At 63.7% G+C, this 18,769-nt stretch carries 15 protein-coding genes and 1 tRNA gene; 6 read left to right on the plus strand and 10 right to left on the minus strand.

Annotated elements, in window-relative coordinates; all coding sequences use genetic code 11:
• Positions 1-48 precede the first annotated feature (48 nt).
• Positions 49-576, plus strand: coding sequence for a YhbY family RNA-binding protein (locus tag BJG93_RS10975; RefSeq protein WP_027198304.1), 528 nt, complete (start codon positions 49-51; stop codon positions 574-576).
• Between the two features lie 200 nt (positions 577-776).
• Here the strand turns inward: BJG93_RS10975 and BJG93_RS10980 are convergent, their stop codons facing one another.
• The 7 genes from BJG93_RS10980 to gloB form a co-directional block, all read right to left on the minus strand.
• Complete coding sequence (locus BJG93_RS10980; RefSeq protein WP_027198305.1) at positions 777-1,286, minus strand: DUF4149 domain-containing protein; 510 nt, start codon at positions 1,284-1,286, stop codon at positions 777-779.
• A gap of 20 nt (positions 1,287-1,306) precedes the next feature.
• Positions 1,307-1,783, minus strand: a complete 477-nt coding sequence (gene greA, locus BJG93_RS10985; RefSeq protein ID WP_027198306.1) for a transcription elongation factor GreA — start codon at positions 1,781-1,783, stop codon at positions 1,307-1,309.
• 151 nt (positions 1,784-1,934) lie between these two features.
• Complete coding sequence (gene carB, locus BJG93_RS10990) at positions 1,935-5,189, minus strand: carbamoyl-phosphate synthase large subunit (protein WP_027198307.1); 3,255 nt, start codon at positions 5,187-5,189, stop codon at positions 1,935-1,937.
• Between the two features lie 157 nt (positions 5,190-5,346).
• On the minus strand, positions 5,347-6,501 hold the full coding sequence (gene carA / locus BJG93_RS10995; protein WP_027198308.1) for a glutamine-hydrolyzing carbamoyl-phosphate synthase small subunit: 1,155 nt from the start codon (positions 6,499-6,501) through the stop codon (positions 5,347-5,349).
• Positions 6,502-6,952: 451 nt separating this feature from the next.
• Positions 6,953-8,194 carry an MFS transporter gene (locus BJG93_RS11000; RefSeq protein ID WP_027198309.1) on the minus strand — a complete coding sequence of 414 codons (1,242 nt, stop codon included), beginning with the start codon at positions 8,192-8,194 and terminating at the stop codon, positions 6,953-6,955.
• A 261-nt stretch (positions 8,195-8,455) separates the two neighbouring features.
• Positions 8,456-10,144, minus strand: a complete 1,689-nt coding sequence (locus BJG93_RS11005; protein ID WP_027198310.1) for a transglycosylase SLT domain-containing protein — start codon at positions 10,142-10,144, stop codon at positions 8,456-8,458.
• Positions 10,145-10,303: 159 nt separating this feature from the next.
• A complete protein-coding gene (gloB, locus tag BJG93_RS11010; protein WP_027198311.1) occupies positions 10,304-11,095 on the minus strand; it encodes a hydroxyacylglutathione hydrolase in 792 nt (263 codons plus the stop codon).
• Between the two features lie 18 nt (positions 11,096-11,113).
• Between gloB and BJG93_RS11015 the strand changes: the two genes are divergently transcribed.
• The 5 genes from BJG93_RS11015 (at position 11,114) to BJG93_RS11035 (ending at position 15,764) form a co-directional block, all read left to right on the plus strand.
• Complete coding sequence (locus BJG93_RS11015; protein ID WP_027198312.1) at positions 11,114-11,992, plus strand: class I SAM-dependent methyltransferase; 879 nt, start codon at positions 11,114-11,116, stop codon at positions 11,990-11,992.
• Positions 11,989-12,435 carry a ribonuclease HI gene (gene rnhA / locus BJG93_RS11020; protein ID WP_027198313.1) on the plus strand — a complete coding sequence of 149 codons (447 nt, stop codon included), beginning with the start codon at positions 11,989-11,991 and terminating at the stop codon, positions 12,433-12,435. Before BJG93_RS11015 ends, rnhA begins: the two co-directional genes overlap by 4 nt.
• 80 nt (positions 12,436-12,515) lie before the next feature.
• Complete coding sequence (dnaQ, locus tag BJG93_RS11025; RefSeq protein ID WP_027198314.1) at positions 12,516-13,250, plus strand: DNA polymerase III subunit epsilon; 735 nt, start codon at positions 12,516-12,518, stop codon at positions 13,248-13,250.
• Positions 13,251-13,297: 47 nt separating this feature from the next.
• A tRNA-Val gene (locus BJG93_RS11030) sits at positions 13,298-13,372 on the plus strand.
• 517 nt (positions 13,373-13,889) lie between these two features.
• Entirely contained in the window at positions 13,890-15,764 is a 1,875-nt protein-coding gene (locus BJG93_RS11035; RefSeq protein WP_027198315.1) for an ABC transporter ATP-binding protein, read from the plus strand.
• A gap of 84 nt (positions 15,765-15,848) precedes the next feature.
• On the opposite strand, the gene BJG93_RS11040 is transcribed toward BJG93_RS11035, so the two are convergent.
• The 3 genes from BJG93_RS11040 to BJG93_RS11050 form a co-directional block, all read right to left on the minus strand.
• Positions 15,849-16,313, minus strand: coding sequence for a DUF2214 family protein (locus BJG93_RS11040; protein WP_027198316.1), 465 nt, complete (start codon positions 16,311-16,313; stop codon positions 15,849-15,851).
• Between the two features lie 157 nt (positions 16,314-16,470).
• Entirely contained in the window at positions 16,471-17,319 is an 849-nt protein-coding gene (locus BJG93_RS11045; protein WP_027198317.1) for a hypothetical protein, read from the minus strand.
• Between the two features lie 257 nt (positions 17,320-17,576).
• Positions 17,577-18,641 carry a glycosyltransferase family 4 protein gene (locus BJG93_RS11050; RefSeq protein ID WP_027198318.1) on the minus strand — a complete coding sequence of 355 codons (1,065 nt, stop codon included), beginning with the start codon at positions 18,639-18,641 and terminating at the stop codon, positions 17,577-17,579.
• Positions 18,642-18,769 lie beyond the last annotated feature (128 nt).

The following is an 18,769-nucleotide window of genomic DNA, read 5'->3' on the forward strand; positions in this document are numbered from 1 at the left end:
TCGGACAAAACGCAGGAGCCGCCATTTTAGTCGAGTCTTCCACTTTCCATGCCAGCCCTCAAAGTCTCATCCGACCGACGCGCCGAGTTGCGCTCCCAGGCACATGCGCTCAAACCGGTCGTGCTCGTCGGGGCCGAAGGCTTGACCGACGCTGTGCTCGCCGAGATCAAGGTGCACCTCGCCGCACACCAGCTGATCAAAATCCGCGTGTTCGGTGATGAGCGCGAGGACCGTATCGCCATCTACGAAGAAATCTGCGACGCGCTGAACGCGGCGCCAATCCAGCATATCGGCAAGCTGCTCGTGATCTGGAAACCCGAATCGGCGCAGCCGGCGCCAAAAGCGAAGCGCGGCGCGTTGCCGAGCGCCCGCGAAGCGGCTGCCGAAGAAGCCCGGCCGGCCAAAGGGCGCGCGCCGCGCGTCGTCAAGGTGGTCAAGCCGACCGACGTACCGATGCGCAAGCCGCGAGCCAAAGCCGTGCTGGTGCGCGGCAATGAACGCGTGACGCAGGGTGGCAACATCAAACGTGCGAAGAAGCGTCAAACCAGCGCGAAGCGCTCGCATCAGTCGAAGTAAGAGAACACGCGGTCGGGGTCCGGACCGGCTCCGCGCCGCGTATCGGTGTGGCATCGAGCGCAACGCCCGAAGCCGCGTGCCAATGAGTCGAAGTTGGCCACCGGGTTCCCGGCGACTCGCCGCAACCCGACGCTCATCGCAGGCATTGTGATCAACCGGCGGCAGTGGCGCCGCGTCACACCATCAGCGACCCGCGAGCTTCAGCCCGCCACCTTCCCCGCAACGTCGCGCGCGCCCTCTTCCTCGGCCGCCGCACCGACACGCGCCGGTAGCAGCCACACGAGCGCAAGACCCAGCAGGCTCTCGATCAGATAGAACAGACTCGACACGCCATGCAGGATACCGAACCGCGTCGCATAAGCGGAATGCCCGATGTCGCTGCCCGCCTCGAGCGCAGCGACGCGCATCGCGTTCATGAACGGCTGCAACGCGAAATAGCCAACCAGCACGCATACGAGCATCCCGGCGAGCAGCCAGCGCAAGCGGCGGTACGCGCCGCTACCGCGCCGCACGAGCAGATTGGCGAGACCGAGCAGCAAAATGCCACACACGACGCCAATCACACCCTGAATGCGAAACAGCTGGGCGGCCACGGCACCCGCCGTCATCCGGTCGAGCGTCGTGAACAGCACAGGCGCGACCGCATAGCCGATAGTCAACAGACTACCAACCCACACAACCGTCAACAGGCGGAAAAAACGATGCGGCATCAGAGACACCGGCGTCACCCTCAGATGTAGCTGACCGCGATGATTTCGTATTCACGCACGCCGCCCGGCGCCTGCACCGACGCGACGTCGCCTTCCGACTTGCCGATCAGCGCACGCGCGATCGGCGAGCTGATCGAGATCAGGCCGTGGTCGATGTCCGCTTCGTCGTCGCCGACGATCTGGTATTTGACCGATGCGCCCGACTCGAGGTCTTCGAGCTCGAGCGTCGCGCCGAACACCACGCGGCCGTCCGCTTCGACTTGCGACGGATCGATCACCTGCGCGGCGGCAAGCTTCGACTCGATTTCGGCGATGCGGCCTTCGATGAAGCCCTGCTTTTCCTTTGCAGCGTCGTATTCGGCGTTTTCCGACAGATCGCCCTGGGCGCGCGCTTCCGCAATCGAGTTGATCACGGCCGGACGTTCAACCGATTTCAGGCGCTGCAATTCATCACGCAGCATGTCTGCGCCGCGCTTCGTCAATGGAATAGTGCTCATAAACAACTCTGAAGGCAAAAAACGGCCATAAAAAAAATCACCGCGGTTAAGTGCATTCCGCGAAAGCCGCCGCCCGTGCAAACTCGGGCCGCAGCACCTGCGGAACGCCGCTTAACCGCGGCACTTACATCTTGGACAAGTAGTCGAAGCCTTAGTTTAGGCGAGCATGGAGTCCTTGTAAATCATAGACTTCCAGGTTCTTCAGATACCGAAGACCCTCCACCGCCGCGCGTGCCCCCGACATCGTCGTGTAGTAGGTGACCTTGTTCGCCTGCGCGCTCATGCGGATCGAACGCGAGTCGGCGATCGCCGCGCGCGTTTCGTCGACCGTCGTGAAAACGAGCGCGATCTCTCCGTTCTTGATCATGTCGACGATGTGCGGACGGCCGTCCTTCACCTTGTTGACGACCTTGACCGGCACGCCGGCCGCTTCGATCGCGGCAGCCGTACCTTTGGTCGCGACGATCGGATAGCCGAGCTCGTGCAGCATGCGAGCGACTTCGACTGCCTTCGGCTTGTCGGCGTCCATCACGGTCAGCAGCACCGTGCCCGATTCCGGCAGACGCGAACCCGCCGCGAGCTGCGACTTGAACAGCGCCTCGCCGAATGTCTGGCCAACGCCCATCACTTCGCCGGTCGAACGCATTTCCGGTCCGAGCACCGGATCGACCGCCGGGAACTTGACGAACGGGAACACCGCTTCCTTCACGCTGAAGTACGGCGGCTCGACTTCCTTCGTCACGCGTTGCGCGGAAAGCTTCTGGCCGACCATCGCGCGCGCCGCGATCTTTGCGAGCGGCAGGCTGGTCGCCTTCGACACGTACGGCACCGTGCGCGACGCGCGCGGGTTCACTTCGAGCACATAGATGATGTCGTCCTTCGAACCGTCAGCCTGCGGTACCTGCTGAATCGCGAATTGCACGTTCATCAGGCCGATCACGTTCAGCGCCTTCGCCATCGCGGCGGTCTGGCGCTTCAGTTCAGCGACGGTCGCCTTCGACAGCGAATAGGGCGGCAGCGAGCAGGCCGAGTCGCCCGAGTGCACACCCGCCTGTTCGATGTGCTCCATCACGCCGCCGATAAACACGGCCTCGCCATCCGAAATGCAATCGACGTCGCATTCGATCGCATCGTTCAGGAAGCGGTCGAGCAGCACCGGCGAATCATTCGACACCTTGACGGCCTCGCGCATATACCGTTCGAGGTCGCGCGGCTCGTGGACGATTTCCATGGCTCGGCCGCCCAGCACGTATGACGGACGCACGACGAGCGGATAGCCGATTTCGTCGGCGAGCTTCAGCGCTTCGTCTTCGGTACGTGCGGTACGGTTCGGCGGCTGACGCAGACCGAGCTCTTGCAGCAGCTTCTGGAAGCGCTCACGGTCTTCGGCCGCGTCGATCATGTCCGGCGACGTACCGATGATCGGCACGCCGTTCGCCTCGAGATCGAGCGCGAGCTTCAGCGGCGTTTGGCCGCCGTACTGCACGATCACGCCGACCGGCTTTTCCTTGTCGACGATTTCGAGCACGTCTTCGAGCGTCAGCGATTCGAAGTACAGACGGTCGGAGGTGTCGTAGTCGGTCGACACGGTTTCCGGGTTGCAGTTGACCATGATCGTTTCATAGCCGTCCTCGCGCATCGCGAGCGCGGCGTGCACGCAGCAGTAGTCGAACTCGATGCCCTGGCCGATCCGGTTCGGGCCGCCGCCCAGCACCATGATTTTCTTGTTGCTGGTCGGATTCGCTTCGCACTCTTCCTCGTAGGTCGAGTACATGTACGCGGTCTTCGTTGCAAACTCGGCCGCGCAGGTATCGACGCGCTTGTACACCGGACGCACGTTCAACTCGATACGACGCGCGCGCACGTCCGCCGGCTTCGCGCCAAGCAGCCTGGCGAGACGGCGATCCGAGAAGCCGCTCTGCTTCAGATACTTCAACTCTTCCTTCGTGAGGCTCGCGAGCGTGCGGCCCGTGAGCGCCTTTTCCTTCAACACGATCTGTTCGATCTGCGCGAGGAACCACGGGTCGATCGCGGTCTCCTCGAAGATCTCTTGCACGCTCATGCCGGCACGGAACGCATCGCCGACATACCAGATGCGATCCGGACCGGCTTCGCCGATCTCGCGGATGATCTCGTCGCGATTGGTGGTCTTTTCGTCGAGACCGTCGACGCCGACTTCGAGGCCGCGCAGCGCTTTCTGGAACGACTCCTGGAAGGTGCGGCCGATCGCCATCACTTCGCCGACCGATTTCATCTGCGTGGTCAGGCGCGAATCGGCTTCGCGGAACTTCTCGAACGCGAAACGCGGGATTTTGGTGACGACGTAGTCGATCGTCGGCTCGAACGACGCCGGCGTCTGGCCGCCGGTGATTTCGTTCTTGAGTTCATCCAGCGTATAGCCGACAGCCAGCTTTGCCGCGACCTTCGCGATCGGGAAGCCGGTTGCCTTCGACGCCAGCGCCGACGAGCGCGACACCCGCGGATTCATTTCGATCACGATCATCCGGCCGTCTTTCGGATTGATCGAGAACTGCACGTTCGAGCCGCCCGTGTCGACGCCGATCTCGCGCAGCACCGCGAGCGACGCGTTACGCAGGATCTGGTATTCCTTGTCAGTCAGCGTCTGCGCCGGCGCGACCGTGATCGAGTCGCCGGTATGGATGCCCATCGGGTCGAGGTTTTCGATCGAGCAAACGATGATGCAGTTATCCGCCTTGTCGCGGACCACTTCCATCTCGTACTCTTTCCAGCCGAGCAGCGACTCTTCGATCAGCAGTTCGCGCGTCGGCGACAGGTCGAGACCGCGCTTGCAGATCTCTTCGAATTCGTCGCGGTTGTACGCGATGCCGCCGCCCGAACCGCCCAGCGTGAACGACGGACGGATCACGACTGGATAGCCGCCGCTGCCGGTTTCCGCGGCGATCTGCGCCTGCACCTGCAGCGCTTCTTCCATCGAATGCGCGGTGCCCGATTTGGCCGAACCGAGGCCGATCTTCGTCATCGCGTCCTTGAACTTCTGGCGGTCTTCCGCCTTGTCGATCGCTTCCGGCGATGCACCGATCAGCTCGACCTCGTATTTCGCCAGCACGCCGTGCGCGTGCAGATCGAGCGCGCAGTTCAGCGCGGTCTGGCCGCCCATCGTCGGCAGGATCGCGTCCGGGCGCTCCTTCGCGATGATGCGCTCGACGACTTCCCACGTGATCGGCTCGATATAGGTTACGTCGGCCGTGTTCGGGTCGGTCATGATCGTCGCCGGATTACTGTTGACGAGAATGACCTTGTAGCCTTCCTCACGCAGCGCCTTGCATGCCTGCGCGCCCGAATAATCGAACTCGCACGCCTGGCCGATGATGATCGGACCCGCGCCGATGATGAGGATGCTCTTGATGTCTGTCCGCTTGGGCATAACGCTCTCGCTAATGTATTCCTGAATTCTTTCCGTCGGCGCACGCAGTTTTGAGGTTGCGCGCGCAGTGTCGCAGCGCGCCCGCAGCGCGGTGCCGCAGGCCGCCGCAGTCGCCGCGAGCCATCTCCGGCTGGCTTTTGCGGCCGGCCTTACTGCGTCAAGCCGCTGCGCTCTTGCCGTTCTTCTGCGCGTCCATCAACGCGGTGAAGCGGTCGAACAGATACGCGATATCGTTCGGACCGGGCGATGCCTCCGGGTGTCCCTGGAAGCAGAACGCGGGTTTGTCGGTCAAGGCGAAGCCCTGCAAGGTGCCGTCGAACAGCGACACGTGGGTCACGCGCGCGTTGGCGGGCAACGTGCTGGCATCGACCGCGAAGCCGTGGTTCTGCGACGTGATCACCACGCGGCCGTCTTCGAGATCCTTGACCGGATGATTCGCGCCGTGGTGGCCGGTCTTCATCTTCATCGTCCTCGCGCCGACCGCGAGGCCCATGATCTGGTGTCCAAGGCAAATGCCGAAGGTCGGAATGCCGCGCTCGATGAACTCCTTCGTCGCCGCGATCGCGTAGTCGCACGGTTCCGGGTCGCCGGGGCCGTTCGACAGGAACACGCCGTCCGGGTTGAGCGCCAGCGCATCCGCGGCGCTCGACTGCGCCGGCAGCACGGTGACATGGCAGCCGCGCTCGGCCAGCATGCGCAGGATGTTCTGCTTGACGCCGTAGTCGAAAGCGACCACGCGGTACTTCGGCGCCTTCTGCTCGCCGTAGCCCGTGCCCAGACGCCATTCGGTTTTGGTCCACTCGTAGGTTTGCCGGGTCGACACGACCTTCGCGAGGTCCATGCCGGAGAGGCCCGGAAACGAGCGCGCGAGTTCGATGGCCTTGGCTTCGTCGTCGGAACCGGCGAGGATCGCGCCGTTTTGCGCGCCCTTGTCGCGCAGTACGCGAGTCAGCTTGCGCGTGTCGATGCCGGCAATGGCGACCACGCCTTCGTCCTGCAGGTATTGCGGAAGCGTACGCTCCATGCGGAAGTTCGACGCGAGAATCGGCAGATCACGGATGATCAGCCCGGCGGCATGGACTTTCGTCGCTTCGACGTCTTCGGCGTTCACGCCGACATTGCCGATATGCGGGTACGTGAGGGTCACGATCTGGCGCGCGTAGCTCGGGTCAGTCAGAATTTCCTGATAGCCGGTAATGGCGGTGTTGAACACGACTTCACCGATGGTATGCCCGGAGGCGCCGATCGAGTAACCACGAAAGACCGTGCCGTCGGCGAGCGCGAGTAGAGCGGGAGAAAATGACGGCAACACGGGAGACTCCTTGGGGGAACACCCTGTTGCCACCTGTCTATCCGATTGTGAGCCGCAGCGAAACGCATTCTGGATGCGCGCGCAGACTCGCTCGCGAGCTGCCGGTGACGCTGCAAGGGGCGCGATGGGTCCATTGTGTGGACGACTCGGCGGGTGCGGGCCCTTCTTGCTACGCCAATGGCGCGCGGCGGATGAACGGTATGGGGGAGGTAGGCGCTAGGGTGCGGGTTGATAAGCTCAAACCTTGAAATTATAGCCTGAATCCGCCCTTCCCTCCAAATCCGAGATAGGACGTGGACTTGGGCCGGCTTGCTGGGCGGACGTTCAAAGCCTTCCCAGGCGGCGTCGCGTGATTCCTCGCCCTGCGACACGGCTCGGGGGTACAACGTCGGGGAGAACGGAACCGCCGTCGCAGCCCGTCGCGCCGACGCAAGAACCGCCGCGCGGTCGCTCAAGCCTCCTGCCTTGCGCACGTCTCGGCCGAGCGGGCAAGCTGCCGACCCGGCCACACGTACCAGATCGCGCTCAACACCTGCAGCGCGACGAGGATTTCCCACGCGCTCAGATGTGCGACCACCGGGTAATGCCCGCGGCTCGCCGGCCAATGCGACAGCACGGCGCCGACGCCGATCTGAAAACCGAAAATCAGCAGGAAAATAATCAGCGTCAGCGTCGTGTTGACTCGCCCGATCATCTGCGGCGGGAAATGCCGCGCCATCACCGCATAGCTCAGAATGCCGGTGCCGCCGAACATGCCGTAGGCGGCCCACAATAGGCTCGCCGGCAATGGCGCGTTGAACATGATCAGCATCTGCGTCAGCACGTACAGCGCCATGCCGATGCCGCAAAACGCGTACAGCGAGATGCCGCGCCGCTCGAGGCCACGCGCCGCCGCGCCGAAACCGACGCAGCCGGCCATCATCGCGAAGCCGAGAATCGACACGAGCGCCGCCGCCTGGTGCGGCTCGAAGCCTTGAACATCTCGCAGCCATGCTCCGACCCACAACGACTGCATCGCGTAAAAGACCCCTTGCGTCACGACCGAGAACGACGCGATTTTCCAGAACGCCGCGCTGCGCAGGATATGCCACGTTCCCTTGAACTGCGCGACGAGGTTCGCCTGACGATGCGTTTCGCGCGCGTCCGGCGCGAGCGTCCATTGTGCGAGCGCGACCACCACTGTCAGCACGCCCAGCCCAACGCAGACCGAGCGCCAACTGGAAAACCCGAGCACCCACGTGAGCGGCGAGCCGACCATGACGCCGCCGAACCCGCCGATCGCCATCACGAGCCCGTTCATCAATGGCAAACGCGCCACCGGAAAATGCTGCGCGAGCGCTTTGAACGCGGCGCCGAGACATACGGACACGCCGACGCCAATCAGCAACCGCCCGACCATCATCATGCCGAGACTGTGCGCGGCGCCGAATACCCAGATGCCGAGCGCCGCAAATAGCAACGTGGCGGCCGTCACGCGACGCGCGCCGAAGTGGTCGAGCAGCACGCCGGCGGGGATCTGCGCGCCCGCGAAACCGAGGAAATACAGACTCGTCAGCACACCCAGATCAGCGGCGGACAGACCGAGATCGCGCGTGATGAACGGCGCGAAACCGAGATTGACACCGCGGAACACGTAGGAGACGAAGTAGCCGGCGGAAAAAAGCACAAAGATGCGCAGTTGGGTCGACGACATAAATCAGAAGTAAGTCTGGAAATGACCTCGAGAACCTCGCCTCAGGTCCGCACGGATCGGGACGGGTCGCATCGCACGGCCAATGCGACCGAATCACGTACGATAAAGTAAAGACGGCCAACCCGCAGAGCTCGGCTGCGCAATGAAAAACGCCGTCACCCCAAGGTGACGGCGTTGCATGAACACGGTGCGTGATCGGAGCGCAATCCATGCGCTGCCCCCGCAACGCATGTGGTCACTACCGTGGGAGCCGCTATTGGTCTATTTGCCCTTCTTCTTCGCGCTGGCCGCGGTCTTCGGGCGGCTCTCTGCCGCGGCCTTCGACGCATTGCCGGGCCCCGGGTCCGACACTTTCTCGACCTTGCCTTTGCTGGCAGCAGGCGCCGCCGGCTTGTTACCCTTGCCGCCCGGCTCGGAGACCTTGACGATCGCCGAGCGGCCGCGCCCTTTCTTCTTATCGTAGCGTGAACCACCGTGCGTGTCCGCGACACGCACGCCTATCTTCTGCACACTGCCGCCTTGCACGTCGGCGGCGATCTTTTCCGGACCCGGCTCGCTCGGCACCGGCTTGCCGACCGGTACGTGCAGCACGATGACCTGACCGCGCGAAACCTGATCGCGATGGGTCTTGTTCCACGCTTTCAACTGACCGACCGACACACCATAGCGCAGCGCAATCGCGCCCATCGACTGATTGCGGCGCACGCGGATCAGCATCTTGCGCGTGTCGGGGACGTCGGGCTCCATCGCGAGCACCGCGCTCTCGGCAACGTCGGCGCTGATGTCCTCGTCGTCATCCGAGCCGCGCGGCACGACGATCGTCGAGCCCGGCTTCAGGCGCATGCCGACCGGAATCTTGTTCACCTCCATCAGCGTGTCGGCGTCGACGCCGATTTGCTGCGCGATCGCCGCGGGCGTCGCGCGTTTGTCGACCGTGTAGGTGGTCCAGGACGACAGCGAGCCCGAGTAGGTTTTCAGGTTGCGCTCGAACGCGGACGCATTGTCGAACGGCAACAGGATCTGCGGCTGCGTCGCGCCGAGAATCACCGGCTTCTTGAACGACGGATTCAGCGAGCGGAACTCGTCCGTCGACATGTTGGCAAGCCGCGCTGCGACATCCACGTCGATGTCGTGCGAGGTCGTGACGGTCACGAAGTACGGGTGGTTCGGAATCGACGGCAGCGTGAGCCCGTACATCTGCGGGTTCATCACGAGGTTTTTGACCGCCTGCAGCTTCGGCACGTAGTTGCGCGTTTCGTTCGGCATCCGCAGACTCAGGTAGTCGGTTGGCAGACCCGCCGCCTCGTTGCGCGCGATCGCGCGCTGCACGTTGCCCTCGCCCCAGTTATACGCGGCAAGCGCGAGTTGCCAGTCGCCAAACATGTCGTGCAGGTTCGACAGGTAGTCGAGCGCAGCGCTGGTCGATGCGAGCACGTCGCGGCGCTCGTCCTGCCACATATTCTGCTTCAGGTTATAGGTGCGACCCGTGCCCGGCATGAACTGCCACATACCCGCCGCCTTGGCGACCGACAAAGCCTGCGGGCTATACGCGGACTCGATGAACGGCAAGAGCGCGAGCTCGGTCGGCATATGGCGCGCCTCGAGCTCCTCGACGATGTGATACAGGTATTTTTGCGAGCGCTCGGTCATGCGCTGCACGTAATCGGGACGCTGCAAATACCAGTTCAGCTGCATGTCGACGAGGTCGCTCTGCAGGTCCGGCATCTGGAAGCCGCGACGAATGCGGCCCCACAGATCGGCGTCCTGGCTCGTCAACTGAGTGACGGAGCTCTGGTCGACATTGATGGTTTCTTTAGCGGTGGCGTTGTTGCGAAGGGCGTCGGCTACGGTTTGCTGGTTGGCGGGATTGTTGGCGGTGTTCGTCGTCGGTCCCTGGCTCGCGCACGCGGCGAGTGTCAGGACCAATAACGCACTTAAGATAAATCGCATGAACGTCTCGGTTTCCACAAGGGGCTGGAATTTGCAGCCGATAGTACGAAACGTCAACGTTTCCGTCAATCGGAAAATCGAGAAAAAAATCAACTAAATCTTGGGCTTGGCGAATTCTTCCGATTCATCGCGTGAAGAACCGCCGAATGGGCCGCAGGATCAACGGAAGCGGTTCTTCCATTCGCGCATCAGTGTGAACGCTTTCAGCCGGTCGGACACCGTTTCGTGCAATTGCGCTTCGAGGTTCGATTGGATCGCCGGATCGCCGGCCCGCAGGAACGGATTGACCGCGCGCTCATGCGCGATCGTGGTCGGCAGCGTCGGCTGGTGGCGCGCGCGTAGCTCGGTCGCCTTGTCGCGCCACGCCTGCAGTTCGACGTTGTGCGGGTCGCAGACCAGCGCGAAGCGAATATTCGAGAGCGTATATTCGTGCGCGCAATGCACTTCGGTCGCGCCGGGCAGCGCGGCGAGCGCATCGAGCGAACTCAGCATCTGCTGCGGCGTGCCTTCGAAAAGGCGCCCGCAACCGCACGCGAACAGCGTGTCGCCACAAAACACATGCGGCGTGCCGCGCGAGTCGGCCGCCTGAAAATAGGCAATGTGTCCACTCGTGTGACCGGGCACGTCGAGCACGCTGAATTCGAGTGCGGGTGCCGCGATCGTTACGTGATCGCCGTTTTTGACACGATGCGTCAGGTGCGCGATCGCTTCGCCGGCGGGGCCGTAGACCGGTATCTGCTGGCCGTTCAGCAGATCGGCTACCCCGCCGACGTGGTCTTGATGATGGTGCGTGAGTAAAATAGCGCTCAGCCGCCAGCCTCGTTGGGCCAAACAGGCGCGCACGGGGGCGGCTTCGCCCGGATCGACGACGACCGCGTGGTGTCCGTCGGCAACGACCCAGATGTAATTGTCTTCAAACGCCGGGACCGGTACGTACTCGAGCGCATTCATAGGCGACGCATTTTTAATATGACTGACCGAGCGATTATAGACTGGCCCGCCTGGACCGATTCGCCGCCGGGCCGCTACGTGCTCGACTGGGAGCAAACCCAGCTCGATCGCGTGGTGTCGGACGTGTTCGGCTATCATGCGCTGCAACTCGGCCTGCCGCAGCTCGACGCGCTGCGCGAGAACCGCATGCCGTGCCGCGGCCTCGTGCTCGACGCGGCGAGCGGCGCGAGCGCGCCGTACACGTATCCGCGCCCGACACGCCATGGCAGCGTGAGCGGCGCACGCAAAGCTGGCGGCGAAAATCCCGCCAACTCCACGTCCACGGCCGGCGCCCCAGGTCCGCACGCGCCGGCCGGGCGCAGCGCGCTCTGGTGCGATCTGCTCGATCTGCCGTTCGAAGCGCAAAGCGTCGACCTGCTCGTGATGCCGCACACGCTCGAATTCACCAGCGACCCGCACCGGCTGCTGCGCGAAGCCGAACGCGTGCTGGTGCCCGAAGGGCAGCTGATCATCCTCGGCTTCAATTCGTTGTCGCTATGGGGCGTACGGCAGTCGGTCGGCAAGATGACGGGTCGCCCGTTCGTGCCCTCCGCCGTCGACCTGATCGCATTCACGCGCCTGAAGGACTGGATCAAGTTGCTCGGCTTCGACCTTGAACGCGGGCGCTTCGGCTGCTATCGTCCGCCGCTTGCGAGCGATCAATGGCTCGCACGCTACGGCTTCATGGAAGCCGCCGGCGACCGCTGGTGGCCAATTTTCGGCGCCACCTACATGATCAAGGCGATCAAGCGCGTGCGCGGCATGCGCCTCGTCGGGCCGCTCAAAGTGAAAAAACCGGTGCTCGCGGCAGGTCTCGCGCCCGCCGCCACCCCGAATACACGTAACCACACGCAATGACTCCGGATCACATCGACATCTACACCGACGGCGCCTGCAAGGGCAATCCCGGCCCTGGCGGCTGGGGCGCGTTGCTGCGTTTCGGCAGCCAGGAAAAAGAACTGTTCGGCGGCGAGGCCAACACGACCAACAATCGCATGGAGCTGATGGGCGTGATTTCCGCGCTCGAGGCGTTGAAGCGCCCGTGCAAGGCGATCGTGCACACCGACTCGCAGTACGTGCAAAAAGGCATCAGCGAGTGGATTCACGGCTGGAAAAAGAAAGGCTGGGTCACTGCGGCGAAGCAGCCGGTCAAAAACGCCGATCTGTGGAAGCGGCTCGATGCGCTCGTCGCGCAACACGACATTGAATGGCGGTGGGTGCGCGGCCACAACGGGCATCCGGAAAACGAGCGCGCCGATCAGTTGGCCAATCGCGGCGTGGCGTCGCTCGCGGAGATGTAAAAGAGACCGCGCGCATCCGCAACGACCCGCAACGTCCTCTCCGTTTTTTCTGCAATTTTCTGGAAGCTCGCTAATCCGACATGCGTCAACTGATCCTTGACACCGAAACTACCGGCCTGAACGCCCGCGGCGGCGACCGCATTCTCGAATTGGGTTGCGTCGAGCTGGTGAACCGCCGGCTGACCGGCAACAACCTGCACTTCTATATCAACCCGGAGCGCGACAGCGATCCGGGCGCACTCGCGGTGCACGGTCTCACCACGGAATTTTTGAGCGACAAGCCCAAGTTCGCCGAGATCATCGACCAGTTCCGCGACTTTATCCGGGACGCGGACCTGATCATTCACAACGCGCCATTCGACATCGGCTTCCTCGACGCCGAGTTCGCGCTGCTCGGTCTGCCGCCGGTGAGCACCCACTGCGGCGAGATCATCGACACGCTCGCGCAAGCCAAGCAGATGTTCCCCGGCAAGCGCAATTCGCTCGATGCGCTGTGCGACCGCTTTGGCATCAGCAATGCGCACCGCACGTTGCACGGCGCGCTGCTCGACTCCGAACTGCTCGCCGAAGTCTATCTCGCGATGACGCGCGGCCAGGAGAGCCTCGTCATCGATATGCTTGGCGAAGCGCAGACCGGCGGCGATACGCATGCGCCGCGTGTCGCGCTCGACTCGCTCGAACTGGTCGTGATCGCCGCGAGCGACGATGAAAATGCGGCGCACGAAGCGGTGCTCGACGATCTCGACAAAGCGATTAAAGGCGCAAGCGTATGGCGGATCGAATCAGCGCCGGCAGCCGATGAGCAAACTGCTTAAAAACACTGGACGACCCCGCAAATCCCTGACATAATCTTAATCTCTTCGGGTGGTTAGCTCAGCGGTAGAGCACTGCCTTCACACGGCAGGGGTCACTGGTTCGATCCCAGTACTACCCACCAGATTCTTGGTGTGTCGATCACCGAAGACAAAAGGGCTTACGCAGCAATGCGTAAGCCCTTTTTCTATTTGCCGGCAATTCTTCGCGTGCGCCATCCGAGATCCCGCTGGCCGTAGAACCACGTCGTTCCGTAGGTTGGCGAGCGCCACGCGTTGTTGCTATATTCTGCAAACGGGCATTCGCCCGGTCCGGCTCCGTCCGGTTTCTCCATCTTGAACCATCCCAGGGAGGCGCCACATGTTCGCAGTGCATTGCGCGCACCCTCGCATGGTGTCGCGACCGTCGGCCCGTCCGCCACGACCGATGCGGCCATAACAACGCCGCGTCGTCGCCGATGCGGGGCCGCCTCGACAGGCGCGCCGCCGCATTCATTCCAGACAGTCCGTCGTTCCGTTACCGTTGTCTGCCGTCGCATTTTTCGCGCGTTCCCACGCAGATTCCGGCATCCGCTGGCTGTCTATTCTTTTCGCTTCTGACTGGAACCTGGTCGCGCTCGTGCGTCGCCGGGTCGAAAGCAAATGGCCAACAAAAAACTCGACTTTCGCGGACAAGCCTTCAAGGATGTCCTCGGCTTCACCTTCCGTCACTGGGCACAACAGCCCTGGCGCATCGTCGTGATCTCGGCGCTCGCGCTCTTCACGGCAGGCGCCGACATCCTGACGCCGGTCTTCGCCGGACGTCTCGTCGACGCGATCGCTGCCGGCCCGGCGTCGTCGGCGCCCGTCTGGCACCAGGCGCTCGAGGCCTTCGGCGTGCTTGCCGCGCTTGGCCTCGCCGCGACACTGCTGCGCCAGGGCGTGTACTTCAACATCATCCGCTTCACGCTGAAGATGATGAGCGAGATCGCCGCGCGCGCATTTCATCGCGTGCAGCGCTTTTCGACCGACTGGCACGCGAACAGCTTCGCTGGCTCCACCGTGCGCAAGATCACGCGCGGTATGTGGGCGCTAGATCTGCTGAACGACACCCTGCTGATCGCGCTGCTGCCATCGCTCGTGATGCTGGCGGGTGCCACCGCGCTGCTCGGCTGGCGCTGGCCAATGATGGGCGTCGTCGTCGGCATCGGCTCGCTGCTGTACATCGGCGTGACGGTGGCCGTGTCGCTCGGCTTCGTCGCGCCGTCCGCGCGTCTCGCGAACGCGTGGGACACGCGCATGGGCGGCGCGCTCGCCGATGCGGTCAGTTGCAACGGCGTCGTCAAGGCGTTCGGCGCGGAAGCACGCGAGGAAGCGCGCCTCGCGCGGGTGATCGGCAAATGGCGGCAGCGCACGCGCCGCACTTGGGTGCGCGGCACGCTCAACGGCGGCCTCCAGGGCGGCATGCTGGCCGCGATCCAGGCCGCGATTCTGGGCGTGGCGCTGCTGCTGTGGGCGCGCGGCGAAGCGGGCGTCGGCGACATCACGTTCGCGCTGACGATGTTCTTCATGCTGCAAGGCTATCTGCGCGACATCGGCATGCACATCCGCAACCTGCAACGCTCGGTCAACGATATGGAGGAACTGGTGTCGCTCGAAAGCCAGCCGCTCGGCATCGAGGATCGCCCCGGCGCCGGCCCGATCGCGATCCGTAACGGCGAGATCCGCTTCGAGCACGTGTCGTTTCGCTATGGCGCGCACACCCGGCCGCTCTACAACGACTTCTCCCTACGCATCGCGCCGGGCGAGCGGGTCGGGCTGGTCGGTCATTCCGGCTCGGGCAAGACGACCTTCATCAAGCTGATCCAGCGCCTTCACGACATTTCGGGCGGCCGGATTACGATCGACGGTCAGGACATCGCGCAGGTCCAGCAAGCGTCGCTGCGCGGCCAGATTGCGATCGTCCAGCAGGAGCCGGTGCTGTTTCACCGCTCGCTGGCCGAGAATATCGCGTATGCACGGCCAGGCGCGAGCCGGGCCGACATCGAGCGTGCCGCGCGGCTCGCGAGCGCGCACGACTTCATCGCCGCGCTGCCGCACGGCTACGACACGCTGGTCGGCGAACGCGGGATCAAGCTATCGGGCGGCGAGCGTCAACGCGTCGCGATCGCGCGCGCGTTTCTCGCCGACGCGCCGATCCTGATCCTCGACGAAGCGACGTCGAGCCTCGACAGCGAAAGCGAAGTGCTGATCCAGCACGCGATGGAGCGGCTGATGCAAGGACGCACGACGCTGGTGATTGCGCATCGGTTGTCGACGGTGCGGGCACTGGACCGGCTGCTGGTGCTCGATAAGGGCAAGGTGATCGAGGAAGGCAGCCACGACGCGCTGATCAAACGCGACGGCGGCTTGTACCGCCGCTTGTTCGAGCGTCAGGCGCTGGCGTTGATCAAGGGTCTCGGCGAGCCGGAGCCGGCGCGCGAGACGGCAGAGGTCAAAGCCGACCGGGTCGACGATTCCGGCTTGCTAGTCGGCTAGTGCGATGCAGGGATGCAAAGCGGCCGCGGCAAGCGGCGCCACGCTTAACGGCACTTGCCTCGCAGGAACAGAAAGCCCGCCGCGCTAAACCACGCCGGCGGGCAGCCCGATGCCGCGCGCCATTCCAGTTGCGGCAAACACCATCAGAACCAGTAGAACGGTCTGGATCACGCTGAAATGCGCGTAGGAACGCGCCTTCTTCAGATTCGGCGCCGCGCCGCTCCTGATCGACGCGCGCCAGCGCATCAGGCCGAGCATGGTGGGCACCTCCAGGATCAGGATCAGCACCAGAAACGCCATCTTCACGTGAAAGAGCGGCTCGTGCAGGTAGTAGTCCGCGCCCTTCTCGTAGCCGCCGAACACGCGCATCAGACCGGTCACGATCAGCACCAGCGCGGCGATGCCCCAGCGTGAATCAGCACGGAACACCGAACGCAACGCGGCGGGCACCGACGCGCGACGCAGCGACCACGTGCGCCTGAGAATCGACGCGAGCGCAAAACCATAAGCAAGCAGATGAAGGGCGGCAAGCAACCAGCGAACCAGCATGGCGACTCCTGCGAAAGACGCAATACGATCGATGAGTGTTCCACTCGCCCAGCTTCAGGCCGGGCGCCGTGATTGCATTATCGGTGAAGCTTCGCTGCGAGACGCGCGCATCGGTCACGCGATGTGACCGATAGCACAAAACGTGCAGCCTCAGATCTCAGACCTGACGCAGCGTCGTATCGAGCGCGCGGGCGGCCACGCGATCGCCTTCGGTCGTCAGCGCTGCGCGGAAAACTGTCTGCCGGTTATGACCCGCGGCGGCCGGCGAATCCCACAGCAGCTCGACCTTCGGACGTACGCCGAGCGCACTGCGCGCAAGCGAGGGCGCCGCGGCCGATCTCATCGGCGCCGCTGACGCCCCGGATTCGCCCGCCGCGCCGAACGCGACCGCGGGCGTCGGCGCCGCACGTGCATTGGAACCGCTCGCCCAACGGACCGACAACTCGCGGGCATCGTATTGCCCGACCTTGCGCCGCTCGGCCCACACGACGACGGTGCGCGTCATCGGATCGAGCGACACCGCAAAGCGGCCGATCGCATAGCGCCGCGCCGCCACATTGGTGCGCCACAATGGCAACGGACGGCAGATCCACAAGACGATCGCATACAGCACCGGCGCCGCGACGAGCCAGCCGTTGGTGGCCGCGACCGCCTGCATCGCGCGACGCCAGCCGGCACTCGCGACGAATGCGCCGACCGACCACAGCGCAAACAGAAACCCGAGGAACGCGAACAGGCGCAGCGCCTGACGCAGCCATTGCGGCAGCGGATGAAACGGACGCTCGGCGGCGGCGCGCGCGCCCGGCAGGAAGATCAGCAGGAACAGAAAAACGAGGTTGATACATGCCCACGGCGAAGACGCCATCGCGGTCAGCGCGGTGGTCAGATTCATCTCGGACATCGAGAAAAGCCAGCGGGCGGCGAGCACGAGACCGATGGCGCGCAACGTAAAAATCGTTCCGGCGCCGGGCGCGGCGTTCGCACGCGTCTCTTTCGTTCTCGCCAAGGCATCCTCCTGTCGTCGGCGGCGCCGCAGCCCATTTTGCGGCACGGCCATTATAGGGATATTACCGAGACTGGCTCGTTCGCGCCGCGCGGAAATCCGAATTTTCAGTTGCGTGCCGACGAAAAACGCAGCGCGCATGCAACAACGCCCCGCGGCGAGGTGCCGGCGGGGCGTTGAAAGCAGCGAAGGAAGTCTGCAACGGGTCCCTGCTGCCAGGTTCTTCTAATGTAAATCAACGACGGCCAATCAACCGCCAATCAGCCCGCGTTGACTTCGCGCAGCACCGCGCGATGCTTGCGTCGCAGCAGCTCTTCGTACGTGGCGACGTAGTTCTGCGCCATCACCTTCGACGAGAAGCGCGATTCGAACGCCTTACGCACGCCAGCACGCGACAGCGTGTTCAGACGCTTGACGGCAGCGACCGCGCTGATTTCGTCTTCGACGACGAAACCCGACACGCCGTTTTCGATCACTTCGGGCACCGAACCGCGATTGAACGCGATCACCGGCGTGCCGCAAGCCATCGCCTCGATCATCACGAGACCGAACGGCTCCGGCCAGTCGATCGGGAACACCAGTGCGTGCGCATTGCCGAGAAACTCGCGCTTTTCAGCTTCGCCGATTTCGCCGATGTACTCGACGTACGGCAACGACATCAGCGGCTTGATGACTTCTTCGTAGTAGGCACGATCGGCCTTGTCGATTTTGGCGGCGACCTTGAGCTTCATGCCTGCCTGCCCGGCGATGCGAATCGCCCTGTCAAGCCCCTTCTCCGGCGAGACGCGGCCCAGGAATGCGAGGTAGCCGGGCTCGACGTTGGGAATCGGCTTGAGCACGTCTTCCGGCAGACCGTGATAGACGGTTTGCAGCCAGTGCGCCTGGGGCAGCGGAATGCGCTGGTTGTCCGAGATCGACACGACCGGTACGTCGCTGAACGTGTTGAAGATCGGCTGCAGTTCCGGCAGATCGAGGCGGCCGTGCAGCGTCGTCACGAACGGCACCGGCTGACGCGCGAACAGCGAGAACGGGTAGTAGTCGATGTGGAAATGCAGCACGTCGAATTCGTCCGCGCGGCGGCGCACTTCTTCGAGCAGCAGCATATGCGGCGCCATCACGTCGCGAATCGTCGGGTCGAGGCGCAGCGCCTGCGGCCAGAAAGCTTCGAGCTTCGCCGAGGTTTGCGAATCGCCGCTTGCAAACAGCGTGACGTCGTGGCCTTGCTCGACCAGCGCCTCGGTCAGATAGGACACCACGCGTTCCGTACCACCGTACAGCTTGGGAGGAACCGCCTCGTGCAGCGGAGCGATTTGAGCGATTCGCATAATGACGAACTCCTAGTAAAAAATCAGGCAAAAGTACTGCATGTGGAAAAAGCGACTCGCTTGCTCGCCAGGGCGGTCTGGCCGGAAATGCCGGCGCGGGCCTGATTCTTTCGAGAAATCCTGCGATG

Source organism: Paraburkholderia sprentiae WSM5005, assembly GCF_001865575.2.
Classification (GTDB): domain Bacteria; phylum Pseudomonadota; class Gammaproteobacteria; order Burkholderiales; family Burkholderiaceae; genus Paraburkholderia; species Paraburkholderia sprentiae.